Annotated in this window: 17 protein-coding genes; 8 read left to right on the top strand and 9 right to left on the bottom strand. The window is 72.0% G+C overall.

The genetic code is table 11. From position 1 onward, the window contains the following. Positions 1 to 8 precede the first annotated feature (8 nt). On the top strand, positions 9 to 1,406 hold the full coding sequence (locus ACIRVK_RS37980; protein WP_404255425.1) for a trehalose-6-phosphate synthase: 1,398 nt from the start codon (positions 9 to 11) through the stop codon (positions 1,404 to 1,406). Here ACIRVK_RS37980 and otsB read toward each other — a convergent pair. The 3 genes from otsB to ACIRVK_RS37965 form a co-directional block, all read right to left on the bottom strand. After that, a complete protein-coding gene (gene otsB / locus ACIRVK_RS37975; protein ID WP_404255423.1) occupies positions 1,394 to 2,245 on the bottom strand; it encodes a trehalose-phosphatase in 852 nt (283 codons plus the stop codon). The genes ACIRVK_RS37980 and otsB overlap by 13 nt on opposite strands. A 61-nt stretch (positions 2,246 to 2,306) precedes the next feature. Continuing rightward, the gene (locus tag ACIRVK_RS37970; RefSeq protein ID WP_404255421.1) at positions 2,307 to 2,543 is read right to left on the bottom strand and encodes a DUF3263 domain-containing protein; all 237 of its coding nucleotides are present in this window, start codon (positions 2,541 to 2,543) and stop codon (positions 2,307 to 2,309) included. A 50-nt stretch (positions 2,544 to 2,593) separates the two neighbouring features. After that, on the bottom strand, positions 2,594 to 3,811 hold the full coding sequence (locus ACIRVK_RS37965) for an ABC transporter substrate-binding protein (RefSeq protein ID WP_404255505.1): 1,218 nt from the start codon (positions 3,809 to 3,811) through the stop codon (positions 2,594 to 2,596). Positions 3,812 to 3,968: 157 nt separating this feature from the next. Here ACIRVK_RS37965 and ACIRVK_RS37960 point away from each other — a divergent pair, with 157 nt between their 5' ends. The 3 genes from ACIRVK_RS37960 (at position 3,969) to ACIRVK_RS37950 (ending at position 7,069) form a co-directional block, all read left to right on the top strand. Next, positions 3,969 to 4,919 carry an ROK family protein gene (locus ACIRVK_RS37960; RefSeq protein WP_404255419.1) on the top strand — a complete coding sequence of 317 codons (951 nt, stop codon included), beginning with the start codon at positions 3,969 to 3,971 and terminating at the stop codon, positions 4,917 to 4,919. After that, positions 4,909 to 6,051 carry an N-acetylglucosamine-6-phosphate deacetylase gene (nagA, locus tag ACIRVK_RS37955; RefSeq protein WP_404255417.1) on the top strand — a complete coding sequence of 381 codons (1,143 nt, stop codon included), beginning with the start codon at positions 4,909 to 4,911 and terminating at the stop codon, positions 6,049 to 6,051. Before ACIRVK_RS37960 ends, nagA begins: the two co-directional genes overlap by 11 nt. 88 nt (positions 6,052 to 6,139) lie before the next feature. Next, positions 6,140 to 7,069: a 1-phosphofructokinase family hexose kinase gene (locus ACIRVK_RS37950; protein WP_404255415.1), complete on the top strand. Its 930-nt coding sequence runs from the start codon at positions 6,140 to 6,142 to the stop codon at positions 7,067 to 7,069. A 9-nt stretch (positions 7,070 to 7,078) separates the two neighbouring features. Here the strand turns inward: ACIRVK_RS37950 and ACIRVK_RS37945 are convergent, their stop codons facing one another. Together ACIRVK_RS37945 and cdgB are read right to left on the bottom strand one after the other, a co-directional pair. Beyond that, complete coding sequence (locus ACIRVK_RS37945; RefSeq protein ID WP_404255414.1) at positions 7,079 to 8,065, bottom strand: carbohydrate-binding protein; 987 nt, start codon at positions 8,063 to 8,065, stop codon at positions 7,079 to 7,081. Between the two features lie 130 nt (positions 8,066 to 8,195). Then, the gene (gene cdgB, locus ACIRVK_RS37940; RefSeq protein ID WP_404255412.1) at positions 8,196 to 9,851 is read right to left on the bottom strand and encodes a diguanylate cyclase CdgB; all 1,656 of its coding nucleotides are present in this window, start codon (positions 9,849 to 9,851) and stop codon (positions 8,196 to 8,198) included. A gap of 302 nt (positions 9,852 to 10,153) precedes the next feature. Between cdgB and ACIRVK_RS37935 the strand changes: the two genes are divergently transcribed. Both ACIRVK_RS37935 and ACIRVK_RS37930 read left to right on the top strand, forming a co-directional pair. After that, complete coding sequence (locus tag ACIRVK_RS37935; protein WP_404255410.1) at positions 10,154 to 10,738, top strand: flavin reductase family protein; 585 nt, start codon at positions 10,154 to 10,156, stop codon at positions 10,736 to 10,738. A gap of 58 nt (positions 10,739 to 10,796) precedes the next feature. Then, a complete protein-coding gene (locus tag ACIRVK_RS37930; protein ID WP_404255408.1) occupies positions 10,797 to 11,276 on the top strand; it encodes a GNAT family N-acetyltransferase in 480 nt (159 codons plus the stop codon). A 31-nt stretch (positions 11,277 to 11,307) separates the two neighbouring features. Here the strand turns inward: ACIRVK_RS37930 and arfB are convergent, their stop codons facing one another. Continuing rightward, on the bottom strand, positions 11,308 to 11,745 hold the full coding sequence (gene arfB / locus ACIRVK_RS37925) for an alternative ribosome rescue aminoacyl-tRNA hydrolase ArfB (protein WP_404255406.1): 438 nt from the start codon (positions 11,743 to 11,745) through the stop codon (positions 11,308 to 11,310). Between the two features lie 175 nt (positions 11,746 to 11,920). Here arfB and ACIRVK_RS37920 point away from each other — a divergent pair, with 175 nt between their 5' ends. After that, positions 11,921 to 12,496: a TerD family protein gene (locus ACIRVK_RS37920; RefSeq protein WP_404255404.1), complete on the top strand. Its 576-nt coding sequence runs from the start codon at positions 11,921 to 11,923 to the stop codon at positions 12,494 to 12,496. Between the two features lie 99 nt (positions 12,497 to 12,595). Here ACIRVK_RS37920 and ACIRVK_RS37915 read toward each other — a convergent pair whose 3' ends face one another. Further along, positions 12,596 to 13,990 carry a M1 family metallopeptidase gene (locus ACIRVK_RS37915; RefSeq protein WP_404255402.1) on the bottom strand — a complete coding sequence of 465 codons (1,395 nt, stop codon included), beginning with the start codon at positions 13,988 to 13,990 and terminating at the stop codon, positions 12,596 to 12,598. A gap of 37 nt (positions 13,991 to 14,027) precedes the next feature. Here ACIRVK_RS37915 and ACIRVK_RS37910 point away from each other — a divergent pair, with 37 nt between their 5' ends. Next, complete coding sequence (locus ACIRVK_RS37910; protein WP_404255400.1) at positions 14,028 to 14,528, top strand: hypothetical protein; 501 nt, start codon at positions 14,028 to 14,030, stop codon at positions 14,526 to 14,528. 28 nt (positions 14,529 to 14,556) lie between these two features. Here the strand turns inward: ACIRVK_RS37910 and ACIRVK_RS37905 are convergent, their stop codons facing one another. Both ACIRVK_RS37905 and ACIRVK_RS37900 read right to left on the bottom strand, forming a co-directional pair. Further along, positions 14,557 to 15,186 (bottom strand): hypothetical protein, encoded by a 630-nt coding sequence (locus ACIRVK_RS37905; RefSeq protein ID WP_404255398.1) that lies wholly within the window; start codon positions 15,184 to 15,186, stop codon positions 14,557 to 14,559. Positions 15,187 to 15,190: 4 nt separating this feature from the next. Further along, positions 15,191 to 15,886 (bottom strand): pentapeptide repeat-containing protein, encoded by a 696-nt coding sequence (locus ACIRVK_RS37900; protein ID WP_404255396.1) that lies wholly within the window; start codon positions 15,884 to 15,886, stop codon positions 15,191 to 15,193. Positions 15,887 to 16,181: the final 295 nt, after the last annotated feature.

Below are 16,181 nucleotides of genomic sequence, written 5' to 3'. Positions count from 1 at the left end.
TGAGGCGTATGGCTTCCACGCACGGCGATCATCAGGTGCTGGTCGCGTCCAACCGCGGCCCGGTCTCGTACGAGGTTCAGGAGGACGGCTCGCTGGCCGCGAAACGGGGCGGCGGCGGGCTGGTCTCCGGCCTCTCGGCGATCGGCCCGGACGCGGGTGCGCTGTGGGTGTGCTGCGCGCTGTCCGACGGCGACCGGGAGGCGGTACGGCAGGGGGTCGGCGAGGAGGGCGTGCGGATGCTCGCCGTGTCGGCCGACGTGCACGCCGACGCGTACAACGGCATCGCGAACTCGGTGCTCTGGTTCGTCCACCACATGCTCTACCAGACCCCGCTGGAGCCGGTCTTCGACGCGGAGTTCCGGCGTCAGTGGGCGTCGTACGAGACCTACAACCGCGCGTTCGCCGAGGCTCTCGCCGAGGAGGCGGCCGAAGGGGCGGCGGTGCTGGTGCAGGACTACCACCTGACGCTGGTGCCGGGGATGCTGCGGGAGCTGCGCCCGGACCTCAGGATCGGTCACTTCTCGCACACGCCGTGGGCGCCCGCGGACTACTTCCGGATGCTGCCGGACGACATCGCCGAGCAGGTGCTGCGCGGCATGCTGGGCGCCGACCGGCTGGGCTTCCTCACCCGACGCTGGGCGGACGCGTTCACGGCGTGCTGTGCCGAGCTGACGGGCGGGCTCGGGAGCACCGAGGTGGGCGTGTACGGGCTCGGCGCGGACGCGGACTTCCTGCGGCAGCGCTCGCACGAGGCCGACGTCGACGAGCGGATGGCGGCCCTGCGGGAGGAGATCGGGGGCGGGCGGAAGACCATCGTGCGGGTCGACCGGACCGAGCTGTCGAAGAACATCGTGCGCGGGCTGCTGGCGTACCGGCAGCTGCTCGACGACCACCCGGAGTGGCGGGAAAGGGTCGTGCACGTGGCCTTCGCCTACCCCTCCCGGCAGGACCTCGCCGTGTACCGCGACTACACGGCCGAGGTGCGGCGGCTGGCGGAGGAGATCAACTCCCGCTACCGGACGCCCGGTTGGACCCCGGTGGTGCTGCACGTGAAGGACGACTTCGCGCGCTCGCTCGCCGCCTACCGGCTGGCCGACGTGGCCCTCGTCAACCCCATCCGCGACGGCATGAACCTGGTCGCCAAGGAGGTGCCGGTCGTCTCCGACGAGGGGTGCGTCCTGGTGCTGTCCCGGGAGGCGGGCGCCCACGCCGAGCTGGGCGAGGACGCGATCACGGTGAACCCGTACGACGTGGTCGGCACGGCTCGGGCGCTGCACGCGGCGCTGACGACGCCGGCGGCGGAGCGGGCCGACCGGACCAAGAGGCTGGCGGCGGCGGCGACCGCGCTGCCGCCGGCGCAGTGGTTCCTGGACCAGCTGAACGCGCTGGTGGATCAGTCGAGGTGAGCCGCGAGGGCGGACAGGAGGCGCACGACCCCTTCCGGGCCGTCGACCACCAGGTCCGCCCGCTCCCTCAGTTCCGTGACCTCGTCGCTGCCGCTGCACACCAGGAGTCCCGGTACCCCCGCTGACCGGAGTTCGCCGACCGCCGTGAAGGCGGGCAGGTCGCCGAGGTCGTCGCCGGCGTAGAGGACGGACTCGGCACAGATGTCGTGGACGTACTCGGTCAGGGCCACGCCCTTGTCCATGCCGGGTGGGCGCAGTTCCAGGACCAGGCGGCCGGGTTCCACGATGAGGCCGTGCTGCTTGGCGAGGTCGGTCAGCGGCTCGCGCAGGGCCTCGAAGGCGGCCTGCGGGTCGGTGGCGCGGCGGGTGTGGACGGCGAGCGCGCGGCCCTTCTCCTCGATCCAGGTGCCCTGCCCGGCGCCGGCCCGCTCCAGGAAGCCGGGCAGTTCGGCGCGGACGGCGGCCACCCCGGGGTGCGGGGGCGGAGCGGTGACCTCGCCGCTCGCCGCGTCCCAGCGTTCGGCGCCGTAGTGGCCGAGGACGACGAGATGCTCCAGGCCGGCGACGTCCGCGAAGCCGCCGTGCCGGACGGCCACCTCCGCGGGTCGGCCGGTGACGACGGCGACCGACGCCACCTTCGGGGCGAGCCGGGCCAGCGCGGGGACCGCGTCGGGGTGGGCGCGGGCCTGTTCGGGGTCCGCGACGATCGGGGCGAGCGTCCCGTCGAAGTCGAGGCCGATCACGGTCTTCGCGGGGTTCGCGAGGATCGCGGCGAGTGCGTCGCGGCCGGCCCGGGTGGTGGGGGTCGGCAGGGGGTCCGTGTCCGTGTGGGTGCCCATACGGGGACCCTAACCGCGATGGGCCGCCGCATGCGTGGCGCAGGTGCCCCTGCGGGGCCGGTCAGCGCTCCGATCTCCGCTGCTCCCGCACCCTTCTGAGCCGGTTCACCGTCACCGGGTCGTGCGCCAGGGCGCGCTCGTCGTCCAGCAGGGCGTTCAGCAGCTGGTAGTAGCGGACGGGGGCCAGGCCCAGCTCCTCCCGTATCGCCCGCTCCTTCGCGCCGGGGCTCGTGAAACCCCGGCGCTCCAGGGCGAGGACGGCCCGCTCACGCTCCTCCAGCTGCAATTCCCGATCCATGTGACGAACCGTAGCTCCCGCCACTGACAGTCACCCGCGGCCTGGGGTGACTACTCGGCGCTGTCCGCCCGGGAGGCCGTGGACTGCAGCTGGCCGAGGACGGCGGCGGGGCTCCCGTTCGGGGCCACCGCCTGGCCTATGCGCTGCTTGACGGCCGCGCTGACCGCCGCCCAGGACGTCTTGCCCACCGGCGGCAGCTCGGAGACCGGGAGCTGGTCGAGGAACGGCCTGAGGCCCGCGTCCTGCTTGGCGGCGGTCATGGCCTCGGAGGCGGAGGTGGTGACCGGCAGCAGGTCGTACTCCCGCGAGAAGGCGAGCACGTTCTTCTCGTCGTAGACGAAGTTCAGGAAGTCGCCGACCTGCTTGGCGTGGCCGTTCTTCTTGAACGCCGTCATCCAGTCGGCCACGCCCATCGCGGTCTTGCTCGGCCCGTCCACGCCGGGCATCGGCACCATGCCGTACCGCACGCCCTTCTTCGCGGCGATCTTCATCAGCGAGGGGTGCCCGTTGAGCATGCCGACGTCACCGCCCGCGAAGGCGGCGAAGGCGGCGGCGCGGTTGAGCTTGCCGGGTGCGACGGGACCGGTCAGGCCCTTGCCGACGAGGTCGTCCTTGAGCCAGGTGAAGGTGTCGACGTTCTGCGCCGAGTCGATGCCGTAGGTGCCGACGGTGTCGGTGTAGCCGCCCCCGCCGCTGAGCATCCACTGCATGCTCTCGGCCTGCGCCTCCTCCGGGCCGAGCGGCAGCGCGTACGGGTACTTCACGCCCCGCGACCTGAGCACCTCGGCGTCGGCGGCGAGCTGCTTCCACGTCTTCGGCGCGGTGAGCCCTGCGTTCTTGAAGAGGGTCTTGTTGTAGAAGAGCAGCCGCGTGGAGGCGGCGAAGGGCATCCCGTACTGCACGCCCTTGACCTGTCCCGCCGTCGCGAGCTGGGAGGCGAAGTCGGCCTGGGTGCTGATGGAGAGCAGGTCGTCGGCCGAGTAGAGCAGGTCCTTGGCGGCGTAGTCGGCGTACGCGCCCATCTGCGCCATGTCCGGGGCCCGGCCGGCGTCGACCATCTCCTTGACCTTGCGGTCGACGTCGTTCCAGGAGTACACGGTGACGTCGACCTTCACGCCGGGGTGCTTGCCCTCGTACTGCTTGACCAGCGCGTCCCAGTAGCCGCGCGAGCTGTTGGCGGCGGAGTCGCCGTAGTCCGCCGCGACCAGTCTCAGCGTGACGTCGCCCGAACCGCCGGTGACGCCGCAGCCGCCCAGGGCCGCCGTCATCCCGAGGGCGGCTGTCGCCGCGACCGTTCCCGTCCTGCCCCGCTGCACTGCTACGCCACGTCCCAACTGTCTCGCCGTTCAATATCCGACCGCATTAAGGTCTACACCACGTAAGTGGACTAGACCTCTCCCGGGTCGGCGGTCCACACTGTCCCCCGTGAGACATGTCATCGCCCTCGATGTGGGCGGCACCGGGATGAAGGCCGCGCTGGCCGGGCCGGACGGCGAGCTGCTGCACCGCTCCCGCCGGGCGACCGGACGCGAACGCGGGCCGGAGGCCGTCGTCGAGGGCATCCTCGACTTCGCCGCCGAGCTGCGCGCCTACGGCGCCGAGCACTTCGGCGAGCCCGCCGCCGCGGCCGGCGTCGCCGTCCCCGGCATCATCGACGAACAGCGGGGCGTCGCCGTCTACGCCGCGAACCTCGGCTGGCGCGACGTCCCCCTGCGCGACCTGCTGGCCCGGCGGCTCGGCGTCCCGGTCGCCCTCGGCCACGACGTGCGCACCGGCGGGCTCGCCGAGGGCCGCATCGGCGCCGGCCGGGGCGCCGACCGCTTCTTCTTCGTCCCCCTCGGCACCGGCATCGCGGGCGCCATCGGCATCGCGGGCCGGGTGGAGGCGGGCGCCCACGGCTTCGCGGGCGAGATCGGCCACATCGTCGTACGGCCGCAGGGCGCCCCCTGTCCGTGCGGACAGACCGGCTGCCTGGAGCGGTACGCCTCCGCGGCGGCCGTCAGCGAGGCCTGGGCGGCGGCCTGCGGCGACCCCGAGGCGGACGCCGCCGACTGCGCGAAGGCCGTCGCGTCCGGTGACCCGAACGCCGTCCGGGTCTGGCAGGGGGCCGTCGACGCCCTGGCCGACGGCCTGGTCACCGCCCTCACCCTGCTGGACCCGCGCACCGTGATCATCGGTGGCGGCCTGGCGGAGGCGGGGGAAACGTTGTTCACACCGCTGAGAGAGGCCGTCGAGCGCCGGGTGACCTTCCAGAAGCTGCCCTCGATCGTCCCCGCGGCCCTGGGGGACTCGGCGGGCTGCCTGGGCGCCGGGCTGCTGGCCTGGGATCTCCTCACCACAACCGACCGCACGGAGGTAGCACCTGATGGGTTCTAGCAAGGTTCTCGCCGGTGCCCGGGTGGTGCTGCCCACGGGGATCGTCCACGACGGCCGTGTCGTCGTCGACGGCACCCGGATCGCGGGCGCGGCGCCCGAGGGGGCGCAGGTCGTCGACGCCGACGGGTACTGGCTGGTCCCCGGGTTCGTCGACATCCACAACCACGGGGGCGGCGGCGCCTCCTTCTCCGGCCCGGTGGACGACGTGCTCCAGGCCATCCGCACCCACCGCCTGCACGGCACCACCACCATCGTCGCCTCCACCGTCACCGACGACATGGACTTCCTGGTCAAGCAGGCCGGCCTGCTGTCGGAGCTGGCCGAGCAGGGCGACCTGGCGGGCATCCACTTCGAGGGCCCCTTCATCTCGCCCTGCCGCAAGGGCGCCCACTCCGAGGAACTGCTGCGCGACCCCGACCCCGCGGAGGTCCGCAAGCTGGTCGACGCGGCCCGCGGCAGGGCGAAGATGGTGACGCTGGCCGCCGAACTGCCGGGCGGCATCGACTCCGTACGGCTCCTCGCGGAAAACGGCGTCATCGCGGCGATCGGCCACACCGACGCGACGTACGAGCAGACCCTCGAGGCGATCGAGGCGGGCGCGACGGTCGCCACGCACCTCTTCAACGCGATGCCGCAGATCGGCCACCGCGCTCCCGGCCCGATCACCGCCCTCCTGGAGGACGAGCGCGTCACCGTCGAGCTCATCGACGACGGCATCCATCTGCACCCGGCCGCCTTCCAGTTGGCGTTCCACCACGCGGGCGCCGAGCGGGTCTCGCTGATCACCGACGCGATGGACGCGGCCGGGGTCGGGGACGGCCGCTATCTGCTGGGCCCCTTGGAGGTGGAGGTCAGCGAGGGCGTCGCCCGGCTCGTGGAGGGCGGCTCGATCGCCGGATCGACCCTCACCCTGGACCGCGCCTTCAAGCGGGCGGTCACGGTGGACGGGCTGCCCGTCGAGGACGTGGTGGCCGCGATCTCGGCCAACCCGGCGCGGCTGCTCGGCCTGGACGACCGGATCGGCTCGCTGGAGCCCGGCAAGGACGCCGACCTGGTCGTCCTCGACCATCAATTCGACCTCAAGGGCGTGATGCGCCGGGGTGAATGGGTGGTGGATCCCCAACTGGGGTGATCTGTCCGGCTGTTGGGGGCGGGGTCGTCCTGAGAAAATAGGGCGGCCACGTTTCTGCACGTCTTTCTTCGGGGGGAGGTCGGCCCGGGTGATCCTCACGGTCACGCTGAACACCGCTCTCGACGTCACCTACCGCGTCCCGGCCCTGCGGCCGCACGCCTCGCACCGGGTGACCGACGTGACCGAGCGCCCCGGGGGCAAGGGCCTGAACGTGGCCCGGGTACTGGCGGCCCTGGGCCACGAGGTGACGGTCACCGGCTTCACCGGCGGCGCGACGGGACGCACGGTCCGGGAGCAGCTGACGGCCGCGCCGGGTGTGGTGGACGCCCTCGTCCCGGTCTCCGGCGCGACCCGCCGCACGATCGCCGTCGTCGACGCCGCCTCCGGCGACACGACCCAGCTCAACGAACCGGGCCCGACCGTCAGCTCCGCCGAGTGGGCCGCCTTCCAGGAGGCGTACGCGGACCTGCTGCCCGGCATGGCGGCGGTGGCCCTGTGCGGCAGCCTGCCGCCGGGGGTGCCGGTGGGGGCGTACGCGACCCTGGTCCGCCTGGCGAAGGCGGCCTCGGTGCCCGTCCTCCTCGACACGAGCGGCGAGCCGCTGCGCCGGGGCGTGGCCGCCCGCCCCGACCTGATCAAACCCAACGCGGACGAACTCGCCGAACTCACCGGCTCCCACGAGCCGCTGCGCGCGACCCAGGACGCCCGCAGACGCGGTGCCCGCTCGGTCGTCGCCTCCCTCGGCACGAAAGGCCTCCTGGCGGTGACCCCCGAGGGCCGCTGGCGGGCCACCCCGCCCGCCCGCGTCCACGGCAACCCGACGGGCGCCGGCGACTCGGCCGTGGCGGGCCTGCTGTCGGGCCTGGTGGAACGCCTCCCCTGGCCCGACCGCCTCTCCCGCGCGGTGGCCCTGTCGGCCGCGACCGTACTGGCCCCCACAGCGGGCGACTTCGACCGCGCGGCCTACGGGGAACTGCTCGGCCGCATCGCGGTGACCGGGGAGGTCAGCGCGGCATAGGCCCGCCGGTCAGCTCCTGACCTGGCCCTTCTTCAGGTAGAACTGGTCGAGCAGGACGTTGCACTTGTCGCCGGCCGCACAGGTCAGCGTGATCGTGTTCGACCCCTTCTTGAGGGTCGGGTACGAGAACGTCTTCGTCCAGCCGCCCGCGAAGTCGCCGTCCTTGGCCTGCGCCCAGTTCTTCAGCGGGAACTTCGTGCCGAAGGTCTTGCCGTTGACGACGAGCGTCATCGCCTGGTCCTGGCCCGGCACGCTGTAGTGCGCGAAGAGCGTGTAGTCACCGGCTTCGGCGAGGTTGTCGATGGTCCAGGTGACCGACGCGCCCTGGTTGTTGAGGTTGGTCACATAGCTGCCGCCGGCCGCCTGGGCGCCCTTGACGTCCGAGGCCACGGTCGCGCCGCCGCCCAGCTGGAGGTCCTTGGCGTCCGTCTTCGGGAGGTCGCCCGTCGAGGCGGCGCTCTGCGACTGGCTCGGCTGGGAGCTCTGCGAGGTGGACGTGGTGGGCGAGGAGCCGCCGCTCGCCTTGTTCTTCCCGGAGTCCCCGCCCATCATCGCCACGCCGATGCCGATGACGACCGCCGCGACCACGGCGATCGCGCCGATCAGCAGCCCCTTGGTGTTGGGGCCGGAGCCGCGCCCGCCACGGCCGCCGCCGTACGCCGGCTGCTGGAGGGCGGAGGTGGGGGCACCGCCGCCCGGGAAGGTCTCGGGCGCCGCGTAGTGCGCGCTCGGCTGGCCGTACGCGGCGGGCTGCTGCGGGGCCTGACCATAGGCGGCGGTCTGCTGGGCCTGACCGTAGGCCGCGGGCTGCTGCGGCTGGGCCGGCTGACCGTACTGCCGCTGGCCGACCGCGCGCGTCCGGTTGACCGAGCCCGGGTAGCCGTAGCCCCCGCCTCCGGAGGGCGGCTGGGCCCCGTTGGCCTGCCCGTCGGCGTAGAGGTAGCCGAACGGGTCGTCGTCCTCGGGCGTGCTGGCGCCGTTGTTGCCGGACGTCATCCCTTGGTACTCCTAGCGGGTGCGGGTCGGTGCGTACGTGGGGTCAGAATGGCGAGCCTACCCGCTCTCTCGGCCCCAAACGGGTGACACGGATCGCATCGCCCCACGGAGGCGGCCCCTGACCTGGGGATCAGCCGGCGCGTCTGTGAGCTTTGGGACGAGATCGTTTCTCTACGTACATCCGCTCGTCGGCGGACTTCAACACTTCGTCCGCGGTCATGCCGCAGTGCGCCCACCCGATGCCGAAGCTGGCGCCGACGCGCATGGCCCGCCCGTCGACCCGGATGGGCTGGATGATCTCGTTGCGCAGCCGTACGGCCAGGTCCTGGGCGTCGGCCCGGCCGAGCCCGTCGGCGAGGACGACGAACTCGTCGCCGCCGAGCCGGGCCACGGTGTCGCCGTCGCGCACGCCCCGGGACAGCCGCCGGGCGACCTCGATGAGGACCGCGTCGCCCGCGTTGTGCCCGAACCGGTCGTTGATCGACTTGAAGCCGTCGAGGTCGCAGAACAGGACCGCGAGGCCCTTGGTGCCGTCGTCGCGCTCGCCCTCGGGGGCGACGGTGTGCACGTGGTGGTCGTAGCCGTCGAAGATCTCGGCCCCGCCCGGACGGAAGTCGAAGCCGTGGCCGGCCGCGTCGAAGGCGGGGTGGCCGTAGGCCGCGTCCAGGGACTCCAGCGCTCCGGTGTTGGCGGGCCGCTGACACAGGCGGGAGGAGAGGCGGGAGCGCAGTTCGGCGGAGTTCGGCAGGCCGGTGAGGGAGTCGTGGGAGGCGCGGTGGGCGAGCTGCAGCTCGCGGCGCTTGCGTTCCTCTATGTCCTCGACGTGGGTGAGCAGGAAGCGGGGCCCGTCGGCGGCGTCCGCGACGACGGAGTTGCGCAGGGAGACCCAGACGTAGGTGCCGTCCCGGCGGCCGAGGCGCAGTTCCGCGCGGCCGCCCTCGGCGGAGGTCCGCAGCAGGGTGCCTATGTCCTCGGGGTGGACCAGGTCGGAGAAGGAGTAGCGGCGCATCGCGGAGGCGGGGCGGCCGAGCAGGCGGCACAGGGCGTCGTTGGTGCGCAGTATTCGGCCGTGCTGGTCGCCGCCCATCTCGGCGATGGCCATGCCGGAGGGGGCGTACTCGAAGGCCTGCCGGAAGCTCTCCTCGCTGGCCCTCAGCGCCTGCTGCTCCCTTTCGAGCCTGACCAGTGCGCGCTGCATGTTGGCCCGCAGCCGAGCGTTGCTGATCGCTATCGCGGCCTGGAACGCGTACATCTGGAGCGCTTCGCGGCCCCAGGCGCCGGGCCGGCGGCCGTTGCGCGGACGGTCCACGGACAGGACGCCGATCAGCTCGCCGCAGGAGCCGCCGGGCACGCTCGGCGTGTACATCGGCGCGAAGAGCCGGTCGGCGGGGTGCCACTCGTCCTCGAAGCGGGGCGCGGGCCCGTCGGTGTACCACTGCGGGACGTCGTCGTCGTCGAGGACCCAGCCCTCGGTATGCGGTATGAAGACCAGGTCGCCCCAGTTCTCGCCCATGGTCAGGCGGCGCTCCCAGGACTCGCGGGAGCCGACCCGGCCGGTGATCAGGGCCTCGGCCGCGGCGTTGCCGGAGAAGGCGGCGACGACGAGATCGCCGTCGGGGCGGACCAGGTTCACGCACGCCAGTTCGTACCCGAGGCCGTTGACCACGCCGTCGGCGACGGTCTGCAGCGTGTCCGCAAGGCTGCGGGCCGTGTTCATGTCGGCCATGACCTGGTGCAGTTGCCGCAGGGTCGCAAGGCGGACGTAGGGTTCCGACTCGGTCTCCATGCTCGCCCTCCCCCCGAGACCTCGCAGCGAATCAAGGGTTCTCATCGGCGTATCGTTCTGGCAGCTTCCCCGCCACTGAATCACAGCGCGCTGCCCACTCGGTACACAGGGTCAACAATTCCCGCCCCTTGTGACTCAAGTCACAGCCAAAGATGAACAATTGAGTGGGGTTTCTGCGTTTTTCCTGTGCGTTTACTGGACGCCGACTTTGGTTATGTGGCGGACTCCGCCGGTGGTCCTAGGACCGGCCTCGGACCGACGCCCGATGCGGCCGGCGGGGAGCGGCGATTAGCGTTCCAGGCGTGCCGAACACTTCTCTTGCCACGTCCCCGATCACTGTCCCGTCGCCCGCCGGGCATGCTGAGGGGGTGAGCAACGACGAGTTCCGCGCCGCCATGTCCCGGCTGGCCGCGGGCGTGGTCCTGGTGACCGCCCAGGAGCCGCCGCTGGACGCCGACGACCCGTCGGCGCCGGCCGGCGAGGACGTCGGCATGACGGCTACGGCGTTCCTGTCGGTCTCCCTCGACCCGCCCCTGGTGCTGGTCAGCCTGCGCAACGGCTCGCGCATGGACGACCTGCTCGACGAACAGCCCCTGTGGGCGGTCTCCGTCCTGGCGGAGAGCCAGCGCCACATCGCCGGCCGCTTCGCCATGAAGGGCCGCATCAGCGACCGCCTGCTCTTCGAGGACATCCCGTACGTCCGCGGCAAGGCGTCCGGCGCGCCCCTGGTGGGCGGGGCCCTGGCGACCCTGGAGTGCCGCACCGAGCAGCGGGTGACCGCAGGCGACCACACCCTGGTCATCGGCCGCGTCCTGACGGCGGACGTGCCGAGCGCGGACGGCGGGCCGCTCACGTACTTCCGGGGCCGGTACCGGCAGTTGGGGTGACCTGCCCCGGACGCACATCAGGTGGCACGCGCGCGTGACGGCACCCTAGGGTGCGCGCATGACGACCACCGGGCCCCGCCTCGAAGAGATCACCACCCGCAACCTGGAGGCCGCCCTCGCCGTCCGGATCCGGCCCGACCAGGAGCACGCGGTCGAGCCGGTGGCCCACTCCCTCGCCGAGGCCTACGTCCGTCCCCCGGGCGTCGCCTGGCCCCGCCTGATCGTCGACGACGACCGGCCGGTCGGCTTCCTGATGGCCTTCCTCGACATCGACTGGAACGGTGAGGGCACCCTCTTCCGCTCCGGCCTGTGGCGCCTGAACATCACCGCCGGTGAACAGGGCCGCGGATACGGGCGGTTCGCGGTCGCGTCGGTGGCCGAGGAGATCCGGCGCCGGGGCGGAAAACAGTGCTATGTCACATGGCACCCGGGCCCCGACGGCCCGGAGGGCTTCTACCGCGCCCTCGGTTTCCGCGTCACCGACGAGACGAGCGGCGGCCAGACCGTCGGCGTGCTGGACCTCGCCGAGGAGTCCTGAGCGGCGGCCTCGACACCGCCGGTACGGCCACTCAGGACCAGTCCCTCCCGGAGCGCCCGCGCTTCGTGTCGGAGCGCTGCTTCTTCTCCCGCAGCCGGCGCTCGTTGATGCCCCGGGGGATCCGGGTGGGGCGGCGTGCCTTGGGCGGCGGTGCGCTCGCCTCGGCGAGCAGGGCGGCGAGGCGTACGGCGGCGGCCTCACGGTTGCGCCACTGCGAACGGTGCTCGGACGCCCGTACGACGACCACGCCGTCGACGAGACGGCCGGCCAGCCGCTCCAGCGCCCGCGCCTTCCACACCTCGGGCAGCGCCTCGGTGTTGGCCAGGTCGAAGCGCAACTCCACCTGGGTGTCACTGGTGTTGACGTGCTGGCCTCCCGGCCCCGACGACCGCGAGAAACGCCACAGGAGCTCGGCCTCGGGGAGCGAGACGGAGCCGCGGATGAGGTAGGGACCGGACATGTCCCCCATGGTCGCGCGACTGACCGGCACACGTCACGCGAATAACGTTCATCCCGAATTCGGTAAAGAAAGTAAAGAGACCTGGAACCTTCGGCACCCCTCGTGGCGTTCATACGGGTAGCTGTAGCTTCAAGCCCGTACGCCGTACCGCGTCGTGCGCACACGAGGGAAAGGACTCCCAACCATGGCTGTAAGCCTGTCCAAGGGTGGCAACGTCTCGCTCACCAAGGAGGCTCCGGGCCTGACCGCCGTCACCGTGGGCCTCGGCTGGGACGTCCGCACCACCACCGGCACGGACTTCGACCTCGACGCGTCCGCCATCGCGGTGAACGCGCAGGGCAAGGTCTACTCGGACGCGCACTTCGTCTTCTTCAACAACAAGCAGACCCCGGACAACACCATCGTCCACACCGGCGACAACCGCACGGGTGAGGGCGAGGGCGACGACGAGGCGATCAACGTCAACCTGGCGGCGCTCCCGGCCGACATCGACAAGATCGTCTTCCCGGTCTCCATCTACGACGCGGAGAACCGCTCGCAGAACTTCGGCCAGGTCCGCAACGCCTACATCCGCATCGTCAACCAGGCCGGCGGCTCCGAGATCGCCCGCTACGACCTCTCCGAGGACGCGGCCACGGAGACGGCGATGGTCTTCGGCGAGCTGTACCGCAACGGCGCGGAGTGGAAGTTCCGCGCGGTCGGCCAGGGCTACGCGTCCGGCCTGGTGGGCATCGCCCAGGACTTCGGCGTCAACGTCTGACGCTCGCGGCGCGCGCAGCGCTGAGCGGAAGCCCCTGGTCGCGGCCGGCTGCGGCCGGGGGCTCCGCTGTCGGAAGGGCGGTCGACCGCCGGTGAAACCTCACCGGTGGGCCGGTTTGCCCTTCCCGTAAAGCCACTGCTTCCAGATCGGTGCGAAGTCCTTGTCCGGCGCCGACTTCTCCACGTACGCCGTGAAGTCCGCGGTGTCCGCGTTGGCGTGGCGGTGGGTGGCGGCCCAGCCCTGAATGATGGTGGAGAAGGCGTCGTCGCCGACCGTCCGGCGGATCTTGTGGAGAACCATGGCGCCGCGTTGGTAGACCGGGTCGTCGGAGATGTGGGCCGCGTTGCTCGGCCGGGCGGGCGGGAAGGCCCAGAGGTCCGGGTAGTCGCCCTGGCCGTGGTCGTAGAGCGCGTCGAAGGTCTGCTGCGCGGTGGCGCCGCCGTGGTCCTCGTCCCACAGCCACTCGGCGTAGGTCGCGAAGCCCTCGTTGAGCCACATGTCCCGCCAGCTCTTCGGCGTCACCGAGTCGCCGTACCACTGGTGGGCGAGTTCGTGGACGAGCGTAAGTGTGTCGGGGGCGGCGGGGAAGACCGGGCGGTTCTGCGTCTCCAGGGCGTAGCCGACGTCCTTCGCGTCGGCGACGATCACGCCGGTGGAGGAGAAGGGGTACGGGCCGAAGTTGTACTCCTCCCACTCGATGATCTCGGGAAGCCGCGCGAGCACCTTGCGGCTCGCCTTCGCCTGGCTCGGGCCGACGGCGACGTAGGCGGGCAGACGGTCCTTGCCGATGGTGAAGCGGCTGATGTCGAAGTGGCCGACGGCGACCGTGGCGAGGTAGCTCGCCATCGGCTCGGGGGTGTGCCAGGTGAAGGTCGTACGGCCCCCGGTGGTCGTCCGGCCCGTCAACTCCCCGTTGGCCACGGCCTGCAGATCCTTCGGCACGGTGACCGCGATGTCGTACGACGCCTTGTCGGACGGATGGTCGTTGCAGGGGAACCACGCCATCGAGCCCGTCGGTTCGCCGAGGGCCAGCGCGCCGTCGGCGGTGTGCAGCCAGCCCTCCTGGGAGCCGTCGGGGTCGGTGATGGTCTCGGGGGTGCCGGAGTAGCGGACGGTGACGCGGAAGGTCTCGCCGTCGTCCAGGCGGTCGTGCGGGCGGACGGTGAGCTCCTGGCCGGCGCGCTGGAAGCGGGCGCGGCGGCCTTCGACGGTGACGTCCTGGACGTCCAGGCCGTCGAGGTCGAGGTCGAAGGCGGAGAGGTCCCGGGTGGCACGGGCGGTGAGGGTCGCGGTACCGGAGAGGCGACCGCCACCGGTCGGGTCGTAGGCGAGCCTCAGGTCGTAGTGGCCGACGTCGTAGCCGCCGTTGCCCGCCTTCGGGAAGTACGGGTCGCCCACACCGGAGCCGCCCGGGCTGCCGTGGCTCCCGCCGGAGCAGGCGGTCAGGGCGAGGGCGAGGAGGACGGTGCGGACAACGGGTACGGATCGGGGCACCCCAGTGATCTTAGGGCGGCGTGACACCATCTCGTACGTGCTCGACATCGGCTACGCCCTCTCCAACCGCTTCCCCGATCCGCCGCAGACGGACTACCGGCGCGCGGACGTCCACGCCCTGCGCCACGACCTGTTCTGCGGGGACGTCTACCTCGCCGACACCGACAAGGACCGGGAGCTGTCCACAGCCTGGGGATGGGTGCCGGTGCTCGACTTCGCGTGGGCGCTGTGCGACATCGTGGAACGGCTGGACCAGGACCCGGCGGGCTCGCGGGCGTCCCGCCCCCAGTACGCGGAGCTGGACTTCACCGAGTCCACCGACCGCATGCTCTTCGAGCGCCGTTTCGGCTGGGTGGACATCGAGGCCGACTGGATGCCGGCCGAGGAGCCGCCGCTGACCTTCTCCCACGCCGAACTGCGCCGTGAGGCACGGGACTTCCTGCACGACCTGATCGCCGACCTGGTCGACCTGCACGACGACCTGGGCGAGAACCCGGCGATCTGGACCCTGCAGGCCCGCTTCCCGCGGGTGTCGTGAGGAGTGTCGTAGGCAGCCTCGGATTCTCCTACCCGACGGCCAACAGCTCCTCCGCCTTCGTCTCGTGCGGCAGCCCGCCCAGGGACAGATAGTGGTACCCGGTGCTCAACCGGCAGGCGTTCAGGCCCAGGCAGAGCATCGCGTCGTAGTGCTGGGTGTTGGCGAACACGTACCGGCCGTCCTCGCCGTCTCCCGGGTCGAGGGCCGTGCCGCGCAGCACGAACTCCAGGGCCTCCCGGTCCACCGGTCCGAAGGCGAGCGGGACGAAGGGCTCGGGGTCGGCGCCGACCGGCTCGGGGAACGCGAACGCCTCGTCGTCCCCCGGGTCCCCGCCTCCGTGCCCCTCCGCGTCCCCGTCCGTCGCCTTCTCGTCGAAGTACCCGGGGCACGAGTCGTAGGCGTGTCTGAGCTCCCCGTCCTCGTACACCCGCATGATCAGCACGTCCGAGTCGTGGACGTACGCCCCCAGCGCCGGCGCCTCCAGCAGCCTGCTCAGTGGGCCGGCGACGTCGACCGCGTCCGTCTCCGGGTCCGGGTAGACGACCGTGTGCCCCGGCGCGACCGGCAGCGCGTACCCGCGTATCCCCGACCCGTCGAGCAGCGGCACCACCTCGTCGCACGCCCGCGCCACGACCACGTTGCCGTAAAAGGTCCCCACCCCGTCAGCCCTCCACCCGAATCCCCATCTGTGCCGCCAGCACCGGCGCCAGATCCAACAGTTGGGCCGGGCTGATCACCGCCCCGGTCAGGCGGTCCACGCCGGACGCGATGCTCAGCTCGGCCGCCGCTCTCAGGTCGACGTCCTTCAGGACCGCCGCCGAGAGGTCGACACCCTTCAGCACGCAGTCCACGAACTCCACGCGCTCGAGTTGGGCGCTGCCGAAGTCCGGCTCCACCAGCACGCAGCCCTCGAAGACGACGTCCTTGAGCCGGGCCGCGCGCAGGTTCAGATAGTCGATCTTGCCGCCCCTGATCACCACCCGTTCCAGCACCGCGCCGTGCGCCTGCGTCCCCCCGAGCCGTGCGTCGACCACCTCGACGTCCCGCAGCGTCGACTCCGCGAGGTCCGTGCCCACGCCCCGCAGCCCCGTCAGGACGGTGTCGAGGACGCGGGCGTGCCGCAGCCGCGTCTCGTCCACCACGCACCCTGTCAGCGCGCAGTCCATGAAGCGGGCGCCCCCGCCGTCCTGCCCGGCCAGGTCCCGGTCCCGGAACTCCAGCCCGTCGTAGTCCCCGTCCGGCTCCAACCCGCCGTCCCCGCACGGCTCCAGCGCGGGCAGCCTGATCTCGGGCCGCCGCGCCCCCTTCACCGCGGCCCCACCCGACCCGACCGTGCCGCCCGTCGCTCGCCTCACCATGCCCCCATGCTGCACCCCACCCCTGACAATCACCCTGACCTGCGAAAACGCCCCGCATGTCACATTCGGGGCCCGGAAACCGTCCTAGTCGCAGCCCCGTTACCTTTCTCGTGGCCCCGCAAAAGGGGCGCCTGGCCCCCGGGTCCGGTATGGCTGTTTGCCCCCTGTCGAACGGATGACCTGGGGGGTGTTGCCGCCGGGCCTCGGGGCACCGCTTGACCGCTGATGAGGGGCCTGACGACCGCCCGGTCCGGTGCAACGCCGGACCGCTTCAGGGCGGGGATGTCTGCGTAAC

This window comes from Streptomyces sp. NPDC101152, assembly GCF_044768275.1.
Lineage (GTDB): Bacteria > Actinomycetota > Actinomycetes > Streptomycetales > Streptomycetaceae > Streptomyces.
Note: the sequence above shows the minus strand (reverse complement) of the source record. Positions and strands in the feature narration are given on the sequence as shown.